The sequence below is a fragment of the Pandoraea sp. E26 genome (assembly GCF_000681415.1).
Classification (GTDB): Bacteria; Pseudomonadota; Gammaproteobacteria; order Burkholderiales; family Burkholderiaceae; genus Pandoraea; species Pandoraea pnomenusa.
The window spans coordinates 715,536-734,925 of sequence record NZ_AYXJ01000009.1; the positions used below are offsets into that span (position 1 = coordinate 715,536).

19 protein-coding genes are annotated in these 19,390 nt (G+C 65.8%); 6 read left to right on the forward strand and 13 right to left on the reverse strand.

All coding sequences use genetic code 11. The features are described 5' to 3' along the window. Nucleotides 1-27: 27 nt before the first annotated feature. The 3 genes from W930_RS0108680 to W930_RS0108690 form a co-directional block, all read right to left on the reverse strand. Complete coding sequence (locus W930_RS0108680) at nucleotides 28-942, reverse strand: branched-chain amino acid ABC transporter permease (protein ID WP_023595392.1); 915 nt, start codon at nucleotides 940-942, stop codon at nucleotides 28-30. 179 nt (nucleotides 943-1,121) lie between these two features. Further along, nucleotides 1,122-1,928 (reverse strand): ABC transporter ATP-binding protein, encoded by an 807-nt coding sequence (locus W930_RS0108685; RefSeq protein WP_023871678.1) that lies wholly within the window; start codon nucleotides 1,926-1,928, stop codon nucleotides 1,122-1,124. Nucleotides 1,929-1,994: 66 nt separating this feature from the next. After that, nucleotides 1,995-3,968, reverse strand: a complete 1,974-nt coding sequence (locus tag W930_RS0108690; protein WP_023871679.1) for a long-chain fatty acid--CoA ligase — start codon at nucleotides 3,966-3,968, stop codon at nucleotides 1,995-1,997. 327 nt (nucleotides 3,969-4,295) lie between these two features. Here W930_RS0108690 and W930_RS0108695 point away from each other — a divergent pair, with 327 nt between their 5' ends. Continuing rightward, nucleotides 4,296-4,967: a Crp/Fnr family transcriptional regulator gene (locus W930_RS0108695; protein WP_023595389.1), complete on the forward strand. Its 672-nt coding sequence runs from the start codon at nucleotides 4,296-4,298 to the stop codon at nucleotides 4,965-4,967. Between the two features lie 145 nt (nucleotides 4,968-5,112). Here the strand turns inward: W930_RS0108695 and W930_RS0108700 are convergent, their stop codons facing one another. Genes W930_RS0108700 through W930_RS0108735 form a run of 8 tightly spaced genes read right to left on the reverse strand, consistent with a single transcriptional unit; the run spans nucleotide 5,113 to nucleotide 12,269 of the window. Beyond that, a complete protein-coding gene (locus tag W930_RS0108700) occupies nucleotides 5,113-5,469 on the reverse strand; it encodes a RidA family protein (protein WP_023595388.1) in 357 nt (118 codons plus the stop codon). Between the two features lie 58 nt (nucleotides 5,470-5,527). Next, entirely contained in the window at nucleotides 5,528-6,961 is a 1,434-nt protein-coding gene (locus W930_RS0108705; protein WP_023595387.1) for an NAD(P)/FAD-dependent oxidoreductase, read from the reverse strand. Beyond that, entirely contained in the window at nucleotides 6,958-7,266 is a 309-nt protein-coding gene (locus W930_RS0108710; protein WP_023595386.1) for a (2Fe-2S)-binding protein, read from the reverse strand. Before W930_RS0108710 ends, W930_RS0108705 begins: the two co-directional genes overlap by 4 nt. Next, a complete protein-coding gene (locus tag W930_RS0108715) occupies nucleotides 7,244-8,344 on the reverse strand; it encodes an FAD-binding oxidoreductase (protein WP_023871680.1) in 1,101 nt (366 codons plus the stop codon). The genes W930_RS0108710 and W930_RS0108715 overlap by 23 nt, the downstream gene beginning before the upstream one ends. Nucleotides 8,345-8,347: 3 nt before the next feature. After that, nucleotides 8,348-9,163 carry an ABC transporter permease gene (locus W930_RS0108720; protein WP_023595384.1) on the reverse strand — a complete coding sequence of 272 codons (816 nt, stop codon included), beginning with the start codon at nucleotides 9,161-9,163 and terminating at the stop codon, nucleotides 8,348-8,350. Nucleotides 9,164-9,173: 10 nt separating this feature from the next. After that, entirely contained in the window at nucleotides 9,174-10,112 is a 939-nt protein-coding gene (locus W930_RS0108725) for an ABC transporter permease (RefSeq protein WP_023871681.1), read from the reverse strand. Next, a complete protein-coding gene (locus tag W930_RS0108730; protein ID WP_023595382.1) occupies nucleotides 10,109-11,179 on the reverse strand; it encodes an ABC transporter ATP-binding protein in 1,071 nt (356 codons plus the stop codon). The genes W930_RS0108725 and W930_RS0108730 overlap by 4 nt, the downstream gene beginning before the upstream one ends. A gap of 22 nt (nucleotides 11,180-11,201) precedes the next feature. Beyond that, nucleotides 11,202-12,269, reverse strand: coding sequence for an ABC transporter substrate-binding protein (locus tag W930_RS0108735; protein ID WP_023871682.1), 1,068 nt, complete (start codon nucleotides 12,267-12,269; stop codon nucleotides 11,202-11,204). A 172-nt stretch (nucleotides 12,270-12,441) separates the two neighbouring features. On the opposite strand from W930_RS0108735, the gene W930_RS0108740 reads away from it, so the two are divergent. The 5 genes from W930_RS0108740 (at nucleotide 12,442) to W930_RS0108760 (ending at nucleotide 17,539) form a co-directional block, all read left to right on the forward strand. Beyond that, entirely contained in the window at nucleotides 12,442-13,332 is an 891-nt protein-coding gene (locus tag W930_RS0108740) for a LysR substrate-binding domain-containing protein (RefSeq protein ID WP_158443193.1), read from the forward strand. A gap of 193 nt (nucleotides 13,333-13,525) precedes the next feature. After that, a complete protein-coding gene (locus W930_RS0108745) occupies nucleotides 13,526-14,554 on the forward strand; it encodes an acetamidase/formamidase family protein (RefSeq protein ID WP_023595379.1) in 1,029 nt (342 codons plus the stop codon). A gap of 47 nt (nucleotides 14,555-14,601) precedes the next feature. Next, entirely contained in the window at nucleotides 14,602-14,841 is a 240-nt protein-coding gene (locus W930_RS26690; protein WP_023595378.1) for a XapX domain-containing protein, read from the forward strand. 10 nt (nucleotides 14,842-14,851) lie between these two features. Beyond that, nucleotides 14,852-15,043, forward strand: coding sequence for a XapX domain-containing protein (locus W930_RS0108755; protein WP_023595377.1), 192 nt, complete (start codon nucleotides 14,852-14,854; stop codon nucleotides 15,041-15,043). Nucleotides 15,044-15,151: 108 nt separating this feature from the next. Further along, entirely contained in the window at nucleotides 15,152-17,539 is a 2,388-nt protein-coding gene (locus tag W930_RS0108760) for an acetamidase/formamidase family protein (RefSeq protein WP_023871683.1), read from the forward strand. A gap of 67 nt (nucleotides 17,540-17,606) precedes the next feature. Here W930_RS0108760 and mnmH read toward each other — a convergent pair whose 3' ends face one another. Beyond that, nucleotides 17,607-18,710: a tRNA 2-selenouridine(34) synthase MnmH gene (gene mnmH / locus W930_RS0108765; protein WP_023595375.1), complete on the reverse strand. Its 1,104-nt coding sequence runs from the start codon at nucleotides 18,708-18,710 to the stop codon at nucleotides 17,607-17,609. Next, on the reverse strand, nucleotides 18,707-19,378 hold the full coding sequence (locus W930_RS26695) for a protein prenyltransferase (RefSeq protein ID WP_023871684.1): 672 nt from the start codon (nucleotides 19,376-19,378) through the stop codon (nucleotides 18,707-18,709). Before W930_RS26695 ends, mnmH begins: the two co-directional genes overlap by 4 nt. Nucleotides 19,379-19,390: the final 12 nt, after the last annotated feature.

Below are 19,390 nucleotides of genomic sequence, written 5' to 3' on the forward strand. Positions count from 1 at the left end.
TGGCTGATGCGTGGTCGATGTCGGCGATCAAACGCGATCGATGTGCCGCTCCCCGAACAACCCTTCCGGGCGAACGAGCAGGAACAGCAGCGCGAACACATACGGGAACCAGCCCTCGATACCGCCGAAGTTCCCGCCGAACTGGCTTTGCAGCAGTTGCGGCACGTAGATCTCGGCAAGCTTCTCGGCCGCACCGATGATCAACCCGCCGACAATCGCGCCCGGAATCGACGTGAATCCGCCGAGAATCAGCACGGGCAAGGCCTTGAGCGCCGTCATCGTGAGCGCGAACTGCACGCCGTTGCGCGACCCCCACAGCATGCCGGCGACCAGCGCGACGAAGCCCGACACGCTCCATACCACCACCCAGATGCGTTGCAGCGGAATGCCGAGCGAGAGCGCCGCCTGGTGATCGTCCGCCACCGCGCGCAGCGCCCGGCCAATACTGGTGGCCCGGAAGAACAGCGCGAGCAACGCCACGAGCACCGCCGCGATCGCGGCGGCCGCCAGATCGAAGCGGCTCACGAGGATGCCGGTCGAATCCAGGATCGACGCGATCGGCTCGTCCACGATGCCCAGCGAGAGCGGACGCACCTCGTTGCCCCACAGCAGCGGTGCGAGCCCCTCGAGGAAGAACGACAGGCCGATGGTCGCCATGAAGAGCGTAATGGGCGACTGGTTCACCAGCTTGCGCAGCACAAAGCGCTCCGTGGCCACGCTCATGAGCACCATCACCGCGAACGCCCCGACGGCCGCGGCCCACAGTGGCAGCCCGCGCTCCATGAGGCCGACCACGGACAGCGCCGCGAAGTACACCATCGCGCCCTGCGCGAAGTTGAATACGCCCGACGCCTTGAAGATCAGCACGAAGCCGAGCGCCACCAGGGAGTACATCACCCCGGAGAGCAACCCGCCGATCAGAATTTCCAGAAAGAACTGCATCGATGTCTCCCCATTTACCCACACCCGGCGCCGTCACCCAGCGCGGGTGGTACCCGCCTGGCTCCTGCCTCGCTTCTGCCTGGCTTCTGCCTGGCTTCTGCCTGGCTTCTGCCTGGCTTCTGCTTCGTTGCGGCCGGATTCCCCGCGCTTGCGCTTGGCGCCACTTTTCCCGATTCGTCTCAGGCGGCGGCCGGCTGGCCGTGCGCGGCACCGAGATAGGCGCGAATGACTTCAGGATCCGACCGCACCTCGTCGGGCGAGCCGTCACCGATCTTCTTCCCGTAGTCGAGCACCACCACGCGATCCGAGATATCCATCACCACGCCCATGTCGTGCTCGATCAGCACAATGGTCGTGCCGAACTCTTCGTTGACTTCCAGAATGAAGCGGCACATGTCTCGCTTCTCTTCGAGGTTCATGCCCGCCATGGGCTCGTCGAGCAGCAGCAATTCGGGCTCGGCGGCCAACGCGCGCGCCAGTTCTACGCGCTTTTGCAGGCCGTACGGCAGACGCCCCACCGGGGTCTTGCGGATGTGCTGGATCTCGAGAAAGTCGATGATCTCTTCGACCTTGGCGCGGTTCGCCATCTCTTCCTCGCGCGCCTTGCCCCACCAGATGGCGCTGGCGAGCAACCCGGCGCGCATGCGGGTGTTTCGCCCCGTCATGATGTTGTCGAGCACGGTCATGCCCTTGAACAGGGCGATGTTCTGGAATGTGCGGGCCACGCCGTGGCGGGCCGCCGAGGTTGGGTGCATGCGCTGGCGCGGCTTGCCGCGAAAGACGATCGCGCCTTGCTGCGGGTGATACACGCCGTTGATCACATTGAGCATCGAACTCTTGCCCGCACCGTTCGGGCCGATGATCGCGCGGATCTCGTGCTCGCGAACGTCGAACGAAATGTCCGTGAGCGCCTTGACGCCACCAAACGACAGGCTGATGTGCTGCAAATCGAGCAATACGTCGCCGGTCTTGCGGTTGTCCTTCATGCCATCTCCTGCAGTGTGCCGGGATGAAACCGGAGCGGGTTCGGTCGATGCGACATCGCGAAAGCGTCAGGCCGCGCAGCGCAACTTCACAGGCGCAGGATCGTCGACGGGGGCCCGGGCGCCGATCACGCGCGCCGGATGAATCGCGAGCGTGGCGCTCACGCTGCCCTCGCGTCCGTCCTCGAACTTCACGCGCGTTTCGATGAACTGCGTCGACTTGCCGGAATAGAACGCATCGACCAGTACCTCGTACTTCTGGGCGATGAATGCGCGTCGCACCTTGCGCGTGCGAGTGAGCTCGTCGTCATCGGGATCGAGTTCCTTATGCAGGATCACGAAGCGCTGAATCTGCGCGGATGAAAAGGCGGCTTCCCGGGCGAGATCGGCGTTCACGGATTCCACGCAACCGAGGATCAGCTCGGCCACGCGGGCATGGGTAGCTAGGTCGATGTAGCCGGCGTAAGCGAGGTTCTGCCGCTCCGCCCAGTTGCCCACGGCGTCAAAGTCGATATTGATGAAGGCGCAAACGCCGTCGCGTCCGTCGCCGAACGCCACCGCCTCCTTGATGTAGGAGAAGAACTTGAGCTTGTTCTCGATGTACTTCGGTGCGAAGAGCGAGCCGCAGGCGAGCTTGCCGACGTCCTTGGCGCGATCGATGATGCGCAGGTGGCCGTCGTCGTCGATGATGCCGGCATCGCCCGTGCGGAAATAGCCGTCGTCGTCCAGCGCCTCGCGCGTGGCGTCGGGGCGCTTGTAGTACGCCTTGAGCAGTCCCACGCCGCGCACCAGCACCTCGCCGCTCTCCCCGATCCTGATTTCCATGCCCGGGGCGACCGGGCCGACGCTGTCGAATCGCACCTGGCGATCCGGTTGCAGGCAGACGTATGCGCACGTCTCCGTCTGCCCGTAGAACTGCTTGAGGTTCACGCCGATGGCGCGATAGAAGCGAAACAGATCGGGGCCGATGGCCTCGCCCGCCGTGTAGGCGGTGCGAATCCGGCTCATGCCGAGCGTGTTGCGAAGCGGGCCGTACACGCAGAGATTGCCGATTGCGTACTGAACGCGATCGAGCAGCGCGACCGGACGGCGGTCGAGCACCGCCGCGCCGCAACGGTTGGCCACGTCCATGAAGTGCGAGAACATCCTGCGCTTGAGGCCACTCGCGTCTTCCATGCGGATCATCACTTGCGTGAGCACGTTCTCATAGACCCGCGGCGGCGCGAAGTAGTAGGTCGGGCCGATCTCGCGCATGTCGGTGGCGATCGTGTCGGGCGACTCGGGGCAATTGACGGTGAAACCCGCCACGAGCGCCTGCGCATACGAGAAGAGATGGTCCCCGACCCACGCCATCGGCAGGTAGGACAATACTTCGTCGCCCGGGCCGAGCCGATCGAAGGTGCTGCCGTGATACGCCGCACCGATGAGCCCGGCATGCGAATGGCACACCCCCTTGGGCTTGCCGGTCGTGCCCGAGGTGTAAAGGATGGTGGCGGTGTCGTCGGGATCGCCGGCGGCCACCGCGTCGTCGAAAAAGCGGGGATGTCGCGCGTTGAACTCGCGCCCCTGCTCGAGCGCGGCTTCGTAGGCGCGCAAACCCGGGGCGTCATAGCCGCGCAGGCCTCGCGGGTCTTCGTAGATGATGTTCGACAGGCGCGGCACCTGATCGCGCAGTTCCAGCAACTTGTCGACCTGCTCCTGATCTTCGACGATGGCGAAATCGATCTCGGCATCCTGGAGGACGTGCACCATTTCGGCGGCGACCGCGTCCTGGTACAGCGGTACGGCCACACCGCCGAGCGCTTGCGCGGCCGTCATGGCCCAGTACAAACGCACGCGATTGTTGCCCACGATGGCGAGATTGTCGCCGCGACGGAAGCCGGCGGCGGCCAGCGCGCACGCCAGCATGCGAACTTCGTGTGCGGCTTCCTGCCAGCTCCAACACTGCCAGATTCCCAGATCTTTTTCCCGATACGCCGTGCGGGTGCCGCGCGTTGCGGCGTGCGCCAGCAACAACCGCGGAAAGGTGGTCCGCTCCTGCATGCCTGTCTCCTGTGTCTCGCCACCATTCGACGCTCGTCGAGGGGGAGTGGCGTGGCTCGGTCGGCGCGCGTGCATGTGAGGCTTTCAGGCACGCATCCCTAACGCTGTGGGCGTCTGTGGTCGACACCTCTTCGATTCGAATTGATCTGACGCAGACTGCGATTTCGGCGACGGCTATGCCCGGCGGCGGGCAGCTTCTATACTGGTGCCTCGGCGCCGTACGGCAGCGTCATGAGGGTGGGCCAGGCCGTCATCGGGCAAGGCGAAGATACCTCATGACCCACGGCGGATTTGTCACCAGGACGACAATCAAGGGAAAGTCCCTATATGTCACTCGAAACCCTGCTGCAGCGCAGCGCATGGGCGCAAGGACTGACACCGGAGCAGCGCCGGCGCGTGGTCGCCGAAATTCAGGTGCGGCCCGTGGAGAGCGGTGCGTATGTGTGTCGCAAGGGCGACCCGTCGCACGCCTGGTTCGGTGTCATCGAAGGACTGGTGAAGATTGCGACGGCCTCCGCGAGCGGCAAGTCCGTGACGTTTACCGGCGTGCCGGCCGGTGCGTGGTTCGGCGAAGGGTCGGTGCTCAAGCGCGAGAACCGCAAGTACGACGTGATGGCGTTGCGCGACTCGGTCGTCGCGCACATGCCGATTGCCACGTTCGACTGGCTGCTCGACACGAGCATCCCGTTCAACCGTTTCCTGACGCTTCAACTCAACGAGCGCCTCGGCCAGTTCATCGCGGCCGTGGAACACGAGCGCCTGCTCGACACCGACGCGCGCGTGGCGCGCTCGCTGTCGTCGATGTTCAACCCGAACCTGTATCCGTCCGACGACAACACGGTCCAGATTTCACAGGAGGAGCTTAGCTATCTGGCGGGGGTGTCGCGCCAGCGGGTCAACCTCGCGCTCAAGGTGCTGGAGCAGGCCGGGCTCGTGAAGGTGGATTACGGTGTCCTGACGATTCTCGACCTGGAAGGCCTTCGCGAATTCGGGATGTAGCGGACGAGGCCTCGTCCCAGCGCTTCTTGCCTGCCCTTCGGGCGCCGCCGATGGCGCGCTCGCCCCGGCGCCGCGCGGCACCATGCGAAAAAAAGCCCGCAGGTGGCTGCGGGCCCGGCAACGCATCGATGATGCGTCTGCCCTCTTACTTCGCCGCGGCGATCACGGCAATTTCGACCAGCAGGTCCGGTGCCGCGAGACGCGACTCCACCGTCGCACGTGTGGGCGTATTGCCGGGGCTCGTCCACGCGTCCCACACGGCGTTCATGCCCGCGAAGTCCGATTCGATATCCTTGAGCCACACCTGCGCCGAGAGCAGACGCGACTTGTCGATGCCCGCGTCCTTCAGATAGCCGTCGATCTTCGCCAGCACCTGTTGCGTCTGGCCCGTGATGTCCTGGTTGCGATCGTCCGCCGTCTGGCCGCCGATGTACACCGTACCGTTATGCACCACGACACGGCTCATCCGTGCGTTCGTATGATGGCGCTGAATATCGCTCATTGACTACATCTCCAGAAAGAATAAAAAGCGTAAGCGCGCGGCGGCCACGCCGCATCGCTTACTTGGGGAAACCTGCCCGCTCGCTCAGGAACTCGGGCGCGTCGACCGCCACGGCCAGCTCGCCGAGCGTTACCGGCTTGATCGGCGGACGAATGCGGTAATAGCCCACGTCGGGCACCGCGCATCCCTGTGACTGCGCCAGCAATTCGGCCACTGTCAGACCGCAGAAGCGGCCCTGGCACGGTCCCATGCCGCATCGCGAGAATGTCTTCGTCTGATTCGGGCCAACGCAGCCGAGCTTCGCCATTCGCCGCACGTCGCCCGCCGTCACCTCCTCGCATCGGCACACGATCGTGCTGTCGTCGGGCGGCACACGGAAGCTGTCTGCCGGACGATAAAGCGCGTCGAGGAACGGGCGAATGGCGGTGTGCGAGGCCAGCTCGCGACGCAGGGTCAGCGCACGCGAGTCGCGCTTCGCCCCGTCGAGCTTGCCGAGCTTCACGGCGGCCTGGATCGCGGCCAGTCGCCCGGACGGCTCCGCGGCCAGCGCGCCCGAGATGCCCGCGCCGTCGCCTGCCACGAAAATGCCCGGCAGGCTCGTCTCGCCCCAGGCGTCCGTCTCCGGACGCCAGCACAACTGCGCCTCGTCCCACAGGTGTTCGCAACCGATGGAACGGGTGACCTGCGTGTTCGGAATCACGCCCTGATGCAACAGCACCAGCGAGGTGTCGATTCGCAGCGTTCGCCCGCCCGCGACATACTCGATGCTCTCGGCCCGCTGCGTTCCGTTCACGCGCAGCGACTCGACATGCTTCACGTGCTGCACGCCCGCCGCGCGGATCGCGCGCAGCAGTTTGAAGCCCTTCATGAGGTACGACGGCGCCTTGAGCGCACCGCCGGCATGACGCAGCGCCTCGCGTCGGCCGCCGGCCTGCGCCGTGTCGAGAATGGCCCGCACGGGCACGCCCGCGTTGATCAGTTGCCACGCGAACAGGTAAAGGAGCGGCCCGCATCCCGCCAGTACGGCAGGCGTGTCCGGCACGAGTGCCGAGGCCTTGAGCAGCGTTTGCGCAGCCCCGACGCCCATCACGCCGGGCAGCGTCCAGCCGGGAATCGGGAACGGCCGCTCCTGCGCACCGCCGGCGAGCACGATGGCGCCCGCCTCGATCTGCAACGTGCCGCCGCCCGCGCTCTGGCGCGTGACCGACACCCGCTTGTCCGCGCCGATCTGCCAGGCGAGCGTTTGCGGCCAATAGTCGATGCCCGCCGCCATGAATGCATCGACGAGCGCACGCCCGTGCAGATAGTCGGGCCCGAGCACCCCGGGGTCGGCCAGCGGCGAGCGACTGACACTGCGGTAGATCTGGCCGCCGGGCAGCGCATTTTCATCGACGACGAGCGGCGAGAGTCCGTGACGCTTCGCTTCGAGCGCAGCCGCCAGTCCCGCCGGTCCCGCCCCGATGACCAACAAATCCACAAGTTTCACGCTCATGCGACACTCCTCGCGCCATCCATGCGGCGCACCTGCATGCCTTCACGCACGGGCGTCATGCAGCCCTGCCGGTTCGGCACGCCGTCGATCTCGACGAGACAATCGAAGCACACCCCCATCATGCAGAACGGTGCACGATCGCTACCGCTCACGGGCGTGGTACGGCACGCCGTCACGCCCGCGAACAGCAACGCGGCGGCCACGTTCATGTCGGCCGGCACGTCGAGCGGCGTGCCTTCGATAAACATTCGCACGGTCGCGCCATCCTTGCGCGCCAGCGACTTAAGCAGCGAAACGTTTGGCATAGAAATGATCCAGAAGCGCAGGGCGCTCGGCGCCGAGAATCCACGGCGCGATGGTTTCACAGTGAGCGGCGGCCAGCGTCACGCCGCTATGGCAGGTCGCGAGATAGGCACCGGGGCAAGCCTCGGAGGCCTCGTAGATCGGCAGACCGTCGGCCGTCATGACACGCAGGGCTCCCCACGCGCGCACCACGCGTACGTCCTTGAGAATCGGAAAGGGTGCGATGCCGCGGCGGGCGATGTCGGCGAGCACATCCGGTGTTACACCGTCGTTGAAGCCGACGTCTTCGGCCGAGTCGCCCAGCATGACCGAGCCCTCGACCGTCTGACGCACATAGATCGTGGGGTAGTCGAGAAATCGCTTGACCCGCTCGGTGACGAGAATCTGTCCGCGCAGCGGCTTGACGGGCGCCGAGAGCCCCACCATCGGGGCGAGGTCGCGATTGCCGAGCCCGGCGGCGAGTACCACGCGCCCGGCCTCCAGCGACATGTCGCCCATGCTCACGCGAAACGCACTGCCCACCTGGCGAATATCGGTCACACGCACGTTCGGCGCATACTCTCCGCCGGCCTGCTCGAACGCGTCGAACAGCGCACGCAGTGTATAGAGCGGGCTCACGTGACCGTCGTTGGGCGAATAGATGGCGCCCGCCACGTCGGCGCCGATCGCCGGCAGCCGCTCGGCCAGCGCCTCGTGATCGAGCACGTCGTACGCGAGCGCAGGCTCCGCCTCCTGCAGCTTGCGCATGCTCTCGACCTTGATCGCCAGCTCTTCGGGCGTTTGCGCGATATTGAAGCCGCCGGGCCGCTCGAACCCGACGGACACGCCGGTGCGGGCGAACAACTCGTCGGCGAACCCCTGCCAGGTGTTGGCGGAGTGCAGCGACCAGCGGGCGTAATCGGTGCACGTGGCGCCCTTGCCCTGCACCCAGACAAGCCCGAAGTTGCCGCGCGCGGCGCGCAGCGAATTGTCTTCGCCATCGCACACGACCACGCGTTGTCCGCGCTTGACGAGTCCGTAGGCTATCGCCATGCCGACGAGGCCGCCGCCGATGACGGCGATATCGTATGTCTTTTGCATGTTTTAGTGATTTCCAACCAGAACCTTGTTCAATCCGTAGATACGGTCGAGCACCAGCATCACCGCCAGCGTCAGTCCGATGAGCAGCGTGGAGATCGCCGCCACGCTCGGATCGACCGTCTCGCTCATGTTCATGTAGATGCGCACCGGCAGCGTGATCGTCGTGGGCGACGTCACGAAGATCGTGGCCGTCAACTCGTCGAAGCTGTTGATGAACGCCAGTACCCACCCGCCCGCGACCCCCGGCAGGATCGCCGGCAGCGTGACGCGACGGAACGTGGTCCAGCGCCCGGCGCCGAGCGAGCGTGCCGCGCGTTCGGCTTCGTCCGCCTGCCCCACCAGCGCCGCCATGATCAGCCGCAACGCGTAAGGGAAGATGAGCAACGCATGGCACGCCACCAGGCTCACGAACGATCCGCCCATGTCGAGCAACGTGAACAGTCGCAGGAACGCGATGCCCAGCACCACCGGCGGAATCATCAGCGGCGAGAGCAGGAACGAATTGATCGCATCGCGCCCCGGGAAACGGTAGCGTGCAAGCCCCATCGCCGCGGGCACGGCCAGCGCGGTCGACACGCTCGCCGACGCCACCCCGAGCCAAAGGCTCGTGCGCAACGCCGACTGGAAGTCCTCGTCGTCCATGAGCGACGCGAACCAGCGCAACGAGAAGTGCTGTGTCGGGATCGAGAGGAAGTTGTCGGGCGTGAAGGCGACCAGGCAAACCACGACCAGCGGCGCCAGAATGAAAAGCAGGAACAGCCCATGGAACACCATGGCCCCGAGACCATTGCGGTCGTACTGAGGATCTTGTCGGTTCATCGTCCCTCCCTCAGCCGAGCCGGCGCGTGAAGCGCTTTTCGAGCGCACGGTTGTAGCCGCTGATGATCGCCACGTTGACGATCAGCAGCACGATCGCGATGGCGGCCCCAAGCGGCCAGTTCAGCGTGCCGAGGAACTCGTCGTACGCCGTGGTCGCCACGACCTTGAGGCGACGTCCGCCGATGAGTGCCGGCGTGGCAAACGCGCTGGCCGTCAGGGCGAACACGATGAGACTGCCCGACAGGATGCCCGGCGTGATCTGCGGCAACACGACGCGCCACATCACGGTCGCCCGCCCCGCCCCCAACGAACGCGCCGCGTGCGCGACCGCGGGGTCCAGCCGCGTGAGCGAGGTCCATACCGACAACACCATGAGCGGTACGAGCACATGCACGAGCGCCACCGTGACCGCGCCCATCGTGAACAGCATCTGCAAGGGATGCGCGATCAGTCCGAGCTTGGTGAGCACCAGGTTCACCAGCCCCTCGCGGCCCAGCAGGATCGACCAGCCCAGCGTGCGCACCACGACGGAGATCAGCAGCGGCCCGAGCACCAGCACCAGGCACAGCGAGCGCCACGGATCGCGCATGCGAAAGAGGAAGTACGCCTCCGGCACGCCGATCAGCACGCAAAGCAGCGTCACGCCCACCGACAGGAGCAACGTGCGCAGGAAGATTTCGTAGAAGTAGCTGTCGGTGAGAATGTCGACGTAATGCTGCAGCGACACCGTGGGCAGGATGCCGCCGCTGTTCGGATCGAAGCCGTGCAGGCTCAACACGAACGTGAGCACCAGCGGCACCGCCAGCAGCACGAGAAAGTACAGGGTGGCGGGCATGACCAGCGACCATGCGGCGCGACGCTGACCGGCGGCCTCGGGCGAAACCGTCGGCGACGCCTTTCCTTGCCGCACGGCGGGCGTGCCCGGAGGCGTGGAGGTTGCGGCGTTCATGCGCCCTCCCGCACGAGACGCAGCGCGTCGTCGGCCCAGTCGAGCCCGACGGCGTCGCCATCGTTGGCCGCCGCCACGCCGTCGTTGGACACGAGCACACGCAACTCGCCAAGCGCCGTTGCCACCGTGATGACCCAGTGATTGCCATGGAAGCTGCGCTGGCCCACGCGTCCGGCCACCCGCCCCGCCGTCGCCGACGTGAGACGGATGCGCTCGGGACGCAGGCTGAACGTCGCCGGTCCGCCCGCGGCCGTCGCATGCGCGGCCGTGACGGCGAGCCGATGCCCCTGAGCGTCGAGCACCGCCACGTCGCCGCGCACGTCGAGCTGGCCAGTGATGAGATTGGTCTGCCCGATGAAATGCGCGGCGAATGTGGCGCGCGGGTCTTCGTAGACGTCATGCGGCGTGTCGATGCGAACGACCCGGCCGGCATTGAGCAGCACTACCCGATCGCTGATCGCCAGCGCCTCCGCCTGATCGTGCGTCACCATGATGGTGGTCGTGCCGACCTGGCGCTGAATGGCACGCAACTCGTCCTGCATCTGTTCGCGCAGCTTCGCGTCGAGATTGGACAGGGGCTCGTCGAGCAGCAGCACCGGCGGTGCGATGACCAGCGCACGCGCCAGCGCCACGCGCTGACGCTGCCCGCCCGATAGCTCGCGCGGATAGCGGCCCGCGTGCGCACCGAGATGCACCAGCTCCAGCGCGTCCTGCACGCGACGCCGCTTCTCGCCCGGGTCCACGCGGCGCATGTCCAGACCGAACGCCACGTTCTGCGCCACCGTCATGTGCGGGAACAGCGCGTAGCTCTGAAACACGATGCCGAGCCCGCGCTTTTCCGGCGGCACCGGCGTGAGATCGCGACCTTCGAGCAGAATGCGACCGGTGCTCGGTGCCACGAAGCCCGCGATCATCTGCAGCGTGGTCGTCTTGCCGCAGCCGGACGGCCCGAGCAGGGAGATGAACTCCCCCTGCGCGATCGACAGGTCGACGCCTTCGACCGCCGCCGTTTCACCGTAACGCTTGCCGAGTTGCTCGAGACGCAAATATGGGGTGCAGGTGCTCATGACGCCTGGGGTCTCCTTGCGCTCAGCGCTCGATCTGACGGTTCCAGCGCTGCGTCCATTCCGCGCGCTTGGCGTTCACGACGTCCCAGTCCACGCGCACGAGCTTGTCGATCTGCGCCGGCGAGGGCACGCGCGCGGCCACCGCCATCGACAACTGCGTCTTCTTGTTGGACGGCGCCACGCCCTGGCTCTCGGCGAGCAGCGCCTGGGTCTGCGGGGTGAGAATCATCTGCACGAACTTCTGCGCGAGCGCGTCGTTGGCCGACTTGTCCACCACGCACATCCCCATGGCGAGCGCGACGGCGCCCTCCTTCGGGTAGACGAACTCCACCGGAATGCCCTGCTGGCGCAAGGCCTGGACACGGCCGTTGCCCCACACCGCGATCGCAACCTCGTCAGACTGGAACAGCTCGGCGATCTTGCCCGGCGACGGATCGAACGACAGCACGTTCGGCGCGATCTTCTCCATCTCGCGGAAACCCGGCTCGATGTTGGCGTCGCTGCCGCCGTTGAGCTTCGACTCGACGATCAGCGCATGCAGGCCATAGGTGTTCTTGATGCTCGGCATCACGAGCTTGCCCTTGTACTTCGGGTCGGACAGTTCCTTCCACGAGGTCGGCGCGGGCCAGCCCTTGGCCTGGAACAGACGCGTGTTGTAGGCGATGCCCGTGGCGATCAGGCCCGCGGCCACCGCGTTGCCGCTCTTGAACTTCGCGATGTCGTACAGATCGTGATAGATCGGCGCGTCGGCGAGCTTGCCGCAGAACCCCATCTGGATCGCCTGATACATCGGACCGTCATCGAGGAAAACCACGTCCATGCCGGCCTTGCCCTTCTGTGCCTGAAGCTTCGCGAGTGTCGTTGTCGAATCGCCGGGCACGATCACCACCTTCGTGCCGGGGTTCGCCTTTTCAAAGCCCGGAATGATGTCCTTCTTGAGCATCTGCTCGAACGAGCCGCCGTAGGCGCCGACGTAAAGCGTGGTGTCAGCGTGGGCGGGGCAAGCGCCGAATACGAATGCAGCCACGCCAGCCGACAGGACGGCGGTGCGACGGAGTTTGCGAAGGGTTTGGGGAACGACAGTCTTCATCGAGAGGCTCCTTGCGTGAAGCGGTGTTATGTGATGTTATGGGCCGGTATTACGAGAAAAACTCAAACTGTTGCGTTGTTTTCGTAGGGTCATTTTCGACTCGCCCACGGTCAAATCACATTTTTTTACCCACCCATACGCAAATGTTATGGGCGAGCCTTGCGAGGATTCGATGAAGATTCGGCAACTGGAGGCATTTCGTGCGCTGATCCTGCGCCAGACGGTCACGCGCGCGGCTGACATGCTTCATATCTCGCAGCCGGCGGTCACGCGTCTGATCAACGATCTGGAGACCGACGTAGGGTTTTCCTTATTCGACCGGATCAACGGCCGGTTGAATCCGACACCCGAGGCGATGGTGTTATTCGAAGAGGTGGAGCGTTCGTTCGCCGGGATCGATCGCATTGCGCAAACGGCCGAGCAGATCAAGTCGTTGCGGCGCGGCTCGCTGCACATCGCCGGGGCGCCGGCGCTCGCGCTCGAGTTCTTGCCGACCACGCTCACCGGGTTCATGCGCGAGCACCCCGGCATCAGCACCACGCTGCTCATCCACGCGTCGAGCATCGTGGTGGACATGGTGGTCGGGCGGCGGTGCGACGTGGGCTTCATCGCCCATCCGCTCACGCACGCGGGCGTGGACATCGAGCCGCTGCACCGCGCGCCCATGCGCTGCATCCTGCCGCGCGGGCATCGGTTGGCGTCCCGCGACGTGATTTACCCGGAGGACCTGCACAACGAGTCGTTCGTCTCCTATCCGAAGGAGTTCGACGGGCGCATGTACATCGACCGGATCTTCGCCGAGCGCCAGATCGACCGGGTGATGTCGGCGGAGTCGCAGTTGTCGGCGGCGATTTGCGTGCTGGTCGAGCACGGCGCCGGCGTGGCGATCATCGATCAGATCACCGCCACTTATGCGGCGCGCCGCGTGGTCGTCAAACCGTTCGAGCCCACGGTGCACTCGGGCTTCTCGCTCGTCACGTCGAACCAGCACCCGCCATCGCAACTGGCGACGGCCTTCGTGGCGTACACGAAGCAGCGCATGATCGCCCAGTTCGGCGCCTGAGACCGACGGTCGATCCGCCGCGGCGTTGCCGTTGCCGATCGGGACATCAGTGGTATCGGGGGTAAACGTTAGTTCCTCCCAGCAACAGAGAAGATGTCAAACGCTCCTAATTGTGCATTTTGTCGGGCACTACCATGACTTCACCGTGAACACGGTTTGCGGCAGTCAGACAAAAATTCTCAGGAGACACGGCATGCTTCACGACCTTCGCGCAACGCCCGAGACAGTGCACTGGGGCTACTTCAACGCGACTCAGAAACCGGCACTGACCATCAAGAGCGGGGACTTCATCCGCGCCGAGGCAGTCACCCATCATGCGGGCGACGCGCCCGATCTGATGATGGACGACGCCGTTCGCGCCATCTACGACAAGATTCCCCACGAGGATCGCAATCCCGGCGTGCACATCATGACCGGTCCGATCTACGTGGAAGGCGCCAAGCCGGGCGACATGCTCGAAGTGCGCTACCTCCAGATGATCCCGCGCTTTCGCTTCGGCGCCAACGTCGCGGCGCACTGGGGGCAGTTGTACGAGGACTTCAAGAAGGAGCGCGTGACGATCTACGAGCTCGACAACAGCTCGAACACCGCCCATGCGTTGTTCGCGTTCGACTATCCGGGCAAGCTCACCACGCCGGGCAAGGTCGTCGATCATCGCGAATGCTGCAAGGAACCGGCGCTCGCCGGCGTGCGCGTGCCGGTGCGCCCGCACTTGGGTACGGCGGGCGTCGCACCCGACGCTCAGGGCCGCGTCTCGACCGTCGAGCCCGGCCTGCATGGCGGCAATATCGACAACTGGCGTATCGGCGCCGGCGCGACCATGTATTACAAGGTCCAGGTCGACGGCGGCCTCTTCTCCATCGGTGACCCCCACATCTCGCAGGGCGACGGAGAGATCAGCGGCACCGCCATCGAGGCGTCGCTCAACGTGTTGTTCCAGGTCGTGCTGCGCAAGGACTTCGAGTTCCCGTCGCCCCTGCTGGAAACACCCGACGTCTGGATCGTGCACGGCTTCCACCAGGATCTTGACGAAGCGGGCAAGAACGCCGCGCGCGACATGATCCATCTGCTCACGGACCAACAGGGCCTGTCGCGCGACGACGCCTATTCGCTCATGAGCGTGGCGGCAGATTTCGGGGTCACGCAGGTGGTCGACGGCACCCAGGGTGTGCACTGCACCATGCCGCGCAGCATGTTCCCGCCCAAATCGTCGAAGTCATGAACGTCGCGGGCGGCCCATCCCCGCCCGCGGCAACAGGAGGTCCTTCCATGCAATATGTCTATGTCGGGCGCAACGAGCTTGTGGCCCTGATCGTCGGACTGGTGACCGGCACGCTCTATTCCTGGCTCGATTTGCCGATTCCCGCTCCGAACGTGCTCGGCGGCATTTTCGCCATCATCTTCACGTACCTGGGTTATCTGATCGTGAACGCGTGGCGCCGCTCGGTCACCTTCGGACGCCCGCCGGCCGACGGCTCGCCCGGCGTCGGTTCGGCGCGTGCTTCGTGAGGAGGCTGCCATGGTCGAAATCACGCTGGGCGCCACCGAACTGCAAGCCGCGGCCGTGGGACTGGTGACGGGGGTGCTCTACACGAGCGTGCGCGCACCGATTCCGGCGCCGAACGTACTCGGGGGCATCTTCGCCATCGTCGGCACATTCGTCGGCTTCGTTTTCGTCGCCGCCATGCGGGGGCAGTTGCACATCGGCTGACACCCTTGCACTATTGACGCCTGAGCGACGTCCCCGGCGCCCGATGTGTGATTGCAGGACGTCGGCGCCGGGGCCGCGTCGCCGGCACTTTCCGAAGGAGGCCGGGTTTTGGATCGCGCGCACTTTTCCACCGAGTCCTACGCCCACGATCAGCGCGGGCCGGCATGGCAGGCACGTCTGCTCGACGCGCGCCTGCACTTTCGCTCGCCCACACCGGGGCAGCCGCTGCATGGCACGTTGCTCACGCATCGCACGCCGGCTGGTATCGAGCTGTCCGTCATTGCGTCAACGCCGCAGATCGTCACCGCGCGCGCGGGCGGAGAACGTGGCTTCCTGCTTATCATGCTGCTCGACGGACAGGCCGAGTTGTCCGGACCAGGCACCCGTGACGGCGAGCGGCTCGCGGCCGGCGACATCGCCTGCATCCCCGGTAACGAAAGCGCCGACCTGGTGGCGAGCACACCGTTTCGTCTCGTCTCGGTACACGTGCGGCACGCGCTGATCGCGCCGCGCCTGGGCAGCGCGCCGCCCGTGCGCACGTGCAAGCTGCCCGCGGGCGTTGCGCCGCTCTTCGGCGGACTGCTCGGCGGACTGGCCGCCAGGCTCGAATCGATGCAGGACGCCGACCCGCATGTGCTCGCGCCGGTCGAGAGCGTCATCCTCGAATGCCTTGCGTCGGCGTTGGCCGCCGTCAAGCCGCAGGCCGCTCCCGGACTTTCGACTTCCCGTGCCATCGCGTTCGAGCGCATCTGCCATCGCATTCAGGCGCGCCTTGCCGAACCCGATCTCTCGCTGTGCGCCATCGCAAGGGACGAACACGTCTCGGATCGATATCTGCGCAAGCTGTTCGAAGGGTCCGGCCACAGCTTCTCGTCGTATCTGCGGCACAGCCGGTTGCAGCGCTGTTTTGCCGACTTGCACAACCCGGCCTACGATCAGTTGTCGGTCTCCGACATCTGCTACCGGTGGGGATTCAACGATCCATCGTATTTCAGCCAGGCGTTTCGCGAGCGGTTCGGGCTCTCGCCGAAAGCCAGCCGCGACCAGGCGATGCGCGCGCGGGCGCTGCCGCAACGTGCGCGCATCTCACGCGGGCATCCCGACGTGCCGGCCGGAATCGCCCAACGCGCGCAGGCTGTCGCGCGTGCCGAACAACGCGTCGGCAACGACGAAGGCGAAGACGTCGAAGCGTCTTGCGCGGCCGATATCGACCCATACCGTGCCGTGCCGCACGACGACGGCCGGCACCATTACCTGCGCGCCACGTGCGACACAGTGCATTGGGGTTATCTGAGCCACGACCTGCCGCCCGTACTGACCGTGCGCTCCGGGGACACGGTGACTGTAGAAACGCTGACGCAGCACGCGACGGACGACTGGGAGCGCATGATCCAGGGCGATCCGGGCGCGCAGAGCGTGTTCCACTGGACCGCCACGCAGAAGAATGTGGATCGTCGCGGCGCCGGCCCGATGGATGCCTCCGTGTACGGACGCGGCGCCGGCGAAGGGTTCGGTGTGCACATCTGCACCGGCCCGATCGCCGTGGAGGACGCCATGCCGGGCGACGTGCTGGAAGTCCGCATCCTCGATCTGCGCCCACGGCCGAGCGCCAACCCCGACTACGCGGGCAAGGCGTTCGGCAGTCATGCGTCGACTTGGTGGGGCTTTCACTACCAGGACATGCTCACGCTGCCGCGCGAGCGCGAAGTCGTGACCGTGTTCGAGATCGACTGTCACGAAGACGGCGACGGCGATGTGGCCCGCGCCCTCTACAGCTTTCGCTGGACACCGCAGCAAGACCCGTTTGGCGTTGTGCATCCGACCATCGATTACCCCGGGGTGCCGGTCGATCACACCCGCATCACAAAGAACTACCGCACGCTCAGGAACGTGGAAATTCCGCTGCGCCCACACTTTGGCGTGCTGGCCGTGGCACCGGCGCAGGACGGCCTGATCGATTCGATCCCGCCCTCGAGCTACGCGGGCAATCTCGACAATTGGCGCGTGACGCGCGGCGCAAGCGTGTTCCTCAAGGTCGCCGTACCCGGCGCGCTGTTGTCGATCGGCGACCCGCACGCGTCGCAGGGCGACGCCGAACTGGGCGGCACCGCCATCGAATGCTCATTGACGGGCAACGTCCAGTTGATCCTTCACAAGAAGGCCGCCATCGAGGCGAGCGCGCCGTATGCCGACCTGACCTACCCGCTCGTCGAAACGCCCACGGAGTGGATCATTCACGGCTTCAGCTCGCCCAACCACCTGGCCGAACTCGGCCAGAAGGCCCAGAGCCAGATCTACATGAAATCGACGCTGGACAGCGCGCTGCGCGACGCCTTCCTGAAGGCGCGCCGATTCCTCATGCAGGTCAAGCGCCTCACCGAAGACGAAGCTACCGCGATCCTCTCGATCGCCGTCGATTTCGGCGTGACGCAGGTCGTGAACGGTAACTGGGGCGTGCACGCCATCATTCGAAAAAGGATGTTCCTCGATCGGTGACCGTTCTCGCCATGGCCACCGGCAAGCGGACGGGAGACCGCCGGCTTCCGGATATTCGAGCGGTCGCTCAACGCTCCCCGCTCGACGCCGCCGGCGCGGTTGCAGGCTCGGCTCTGCCTGTCGGCAAAGTGATCGCCAGCAAGGCCTGCGCCTGCGCACGCAGGTCTTGCGCCGATGGGTGGAACGCGAACGGTACCGCCTGCGCGAGGCCCTGCAACATCTTGCGCGAGCTCCGGGAATACGCCGGGTCGTAGTGCCTGACAATGAGCGCCTCCGACAGGGCACGATGGTCCCCCCGATCGAGCAGCGTCAGCCACTGGTCGATCACGGCACGCCCATGCAAAGGCACCAGCCGCAGCAACTGTGCACGAAAGTAGTCCGGCTGCGCGAGCAGATGGCCATATTCCTGCATCAGGAGATCCACGCGTTCGTCGCGCGCGACGTTCACCTCGATGCACGCCGCCGTGGTGCGCAGCGCGGTCATCAGCGATTCCGGCAGCGAAATCAGACCGATGCGCCGGCTTTCCGCCTCGACGAACACCGGCCGTGCGGGATCGAAGCCGCGCAACGCCGAAACCAATGCCGTATCGAACGATTTCTGCGACGGCTGTGGCCGGTCGGGCACGGCGCCGAGCAACGAACCGCGATGCCGCGCCAACCCCTCGAGATCGAGCGTCTGCGCCCCGGCATCCGCCAGTGCATGCAGCAGACGCGTCTTGCCGCTACCGGTGTGCCCGGCAAGGACAACATAGTCGAGCCGGGGCGGCAGCGCATCGAGCGAAGCCACCACATCGCGCCGGTAGGTCTTGTAACCGCCTTCGAGCTGACGGGCGCGCCAGCCGATCATGTTCATCATCAAGGTCATCGACGCCGAGCGCGTTCCACCGCGCCAGCAATAGATGAGCGGCCGCCAGTTGCGCGGCCGTCCCGAGAACGTCGTATCGAGATGGTGAGCGATATTGCGTGCGACCATGGCCGCGCCGACCCGCGAGGCGTCGAACGGCGAGACCTGCTTGTACAGGGTGCCGACGGTGACGCGCTCCTCGTTGCTGAGTACCGGCGTGTTGATCGCACCGGGAATGTGGTCGTCGTCGAATTCGAGCGGTGTGCGCACGTCGACGATTTCGTCGAACTCGTTCAGGTGCTCCAGCGAAACGCGCAAGTGGTTCATCGTGTACGCCCTGCCGCCGGCGTCGATTCGTCAGCCCCGGCCACCTTCCCACAGCGGGTACCGTACGGCGTGCGCGAAGTTGCCTGCCGCTGGTCCGCGGCGTCGAGACGCGCACGCACCTTCGCGGCCCGGTCGATGATGCGCGCCGCGCCCTCGGCGTCGCCCGCGCCGCCGAGCGCCAGCGCGTAGTCGTCGAGCATTTCGACGTATGCGAACGGTGCATGGCGCGACGCGTCGATGCGATCGAGCGTCGCGAGCGCCCGTCCGAAATATTTCGCGGACTGCGCGAACCGGCGCTGAGTCAGCGACAGACGCGCCAGCTCGATGAGCGCCGGATAGCGATAACGGTTCGTGAGAATGTCGAGATCGTAGGCGAGACTCAGTTCGCGCTCGGCTTCCGTGTAATAGCACGTCACGCCCAGCGCGCGCCCATAGTCGTAATGCATGGCCGCGCGCTGCGAGGCCGGCCATCCGGATTGGTCCGCAACGAGCACTGCCTGCCCGAAGTCGCGGCGCGCGGTGTCCCAGTCGCCACGCACTTCCGCCGCGCCACCCATTGCCGCGTAATCCGGCCCGGGCCGCATGCGCACGGGCGTGCCGCACCCGGCCACGCTCAACAGGCCGCCGAGCACGCCCACCGCCGTCCACCACTTGAAGGATCCAATCATCGGGAAATGCAC

Coding starts and splice junctions, on each gene's coding strand:
- W930_RS0108745 (WP_023595379.1), top strand. CDS start 13,526: ATGCTTCACGACCTTCGCGCAACGCCCGAGACAGTGCACTGGGGCTAC.
- W930_RS0108695 (WP_023595389.1), top strand. CDS start 4,296: ATGTCACTCGAAACCCTGCTGCAGCGCAGCGCATGGGCGCAAGGACTG.
- W930_RS0108690 (WP_023871679.1), bottom strand. CDS start 3,968: ATGCAGGAGCGGACCACCTTTCCGCGGTTGTTGCTGGCGCACGCCGCA.
- W930_RS0108705 (WP_023595387.1), bottom strand. CDS start 6,961: ATGAGCGTGAAACTTGTGGATTTGTTGGTCATCGGGGCGGGACCGGCG.
- W930_RS0108720 (WP_023595384.1), bottom strand. CDS start 9,163: ATGAACCGACAAGATCCTCAGTACGACCGCAATGGTCTCGGGGCCATG.
- W930_RS0108700 (WP_023595388.1), bottom strand. CDS start 5,469: ATGAGCGATATTCAGCGCCATCATACGAACGCACGGATGAGCCGTGTC.
- W930_RS0108740 (WP_158443193.1), top strand. CDS start 12,442: ATGAAGATTCGGCAACTGGAGGCATTTCGTGCGCTGATCCTGCGCCAG.
- W930_RS0108685 (WP_023871678.1), bottom strand. CDS start 1,928: ATGAAGGACAACCGCAAGACCGGCGACGTATTGCTCGATTTGCAGCAC.
- W930_RS0108730 (WP_023595382.1), bottom strand. CDS start 11,179: ATGAGCACCTGCACCCCATATTTGCGTCTCGAGCAACTCGGCAAGCGT.
- W930_RS0108680 (WP_023595392.1), bottom strand. CDS start 942: ATGCAGTTCTTTCTGGAAATTCTGATCGGCGGGTTGCTCTCCGGGGTG.
- W930_RS0108710 (WP_023595386.1), bottom strand. CDS start 7,266: ATGCCAAACGTTTCGCTGCTTAAGTCGCTGGCGCGCAAGGATGGCGCG.
- W930_RS26695 (WP_023871684.1), bottom strand. CDS start 19,378: ATGATTGGATCCTTCAAGTGGTGGACGGCGGTGGGCGTGCTCGGCGGC.
- W930_RS26690 (WP_023595378.1), top strand. CDS start 14,602: ATGCAATATGTCTATGTCGGGCGCAACGAGCTTGTGGCCCTGATCGTC.
- W930_RS0108755 (WP_023595377.1), top strand. CDS start 14,852: ATGGTCGAAATCACGCTGGGCGCCACCGAACTGCAAGCCGCGGCCGTG.
- W930_RS0108735 (WP_023871682.1), bottom strand. CDS start 12,269: ATGAAGACTGTCGTTCCCCAAACCCTTCGCAAACTCCGTCGCACCGCC.
- W930_RS0108715 (WP_023871680.1), bottom strand. CDS start 8,344: ATGCAAAAGACATACGATATCGCCGTCATCGGCGGCGGCCTCGTCGGC.
- W930_RS0108725 (WP_023871681.1), bottom strand. CDS start 10,112: ATGAACGCCGCAACCTCCACGCCTCCGGGCACGCCCGCCGTGCGGCAA.
- mnmH (WP_023595375.1), bottom strand. CDS start 18,710: ATGAACCACTTGCGCGTTTCGCTGGAGCACCTGAACGAGTTCGACGAA.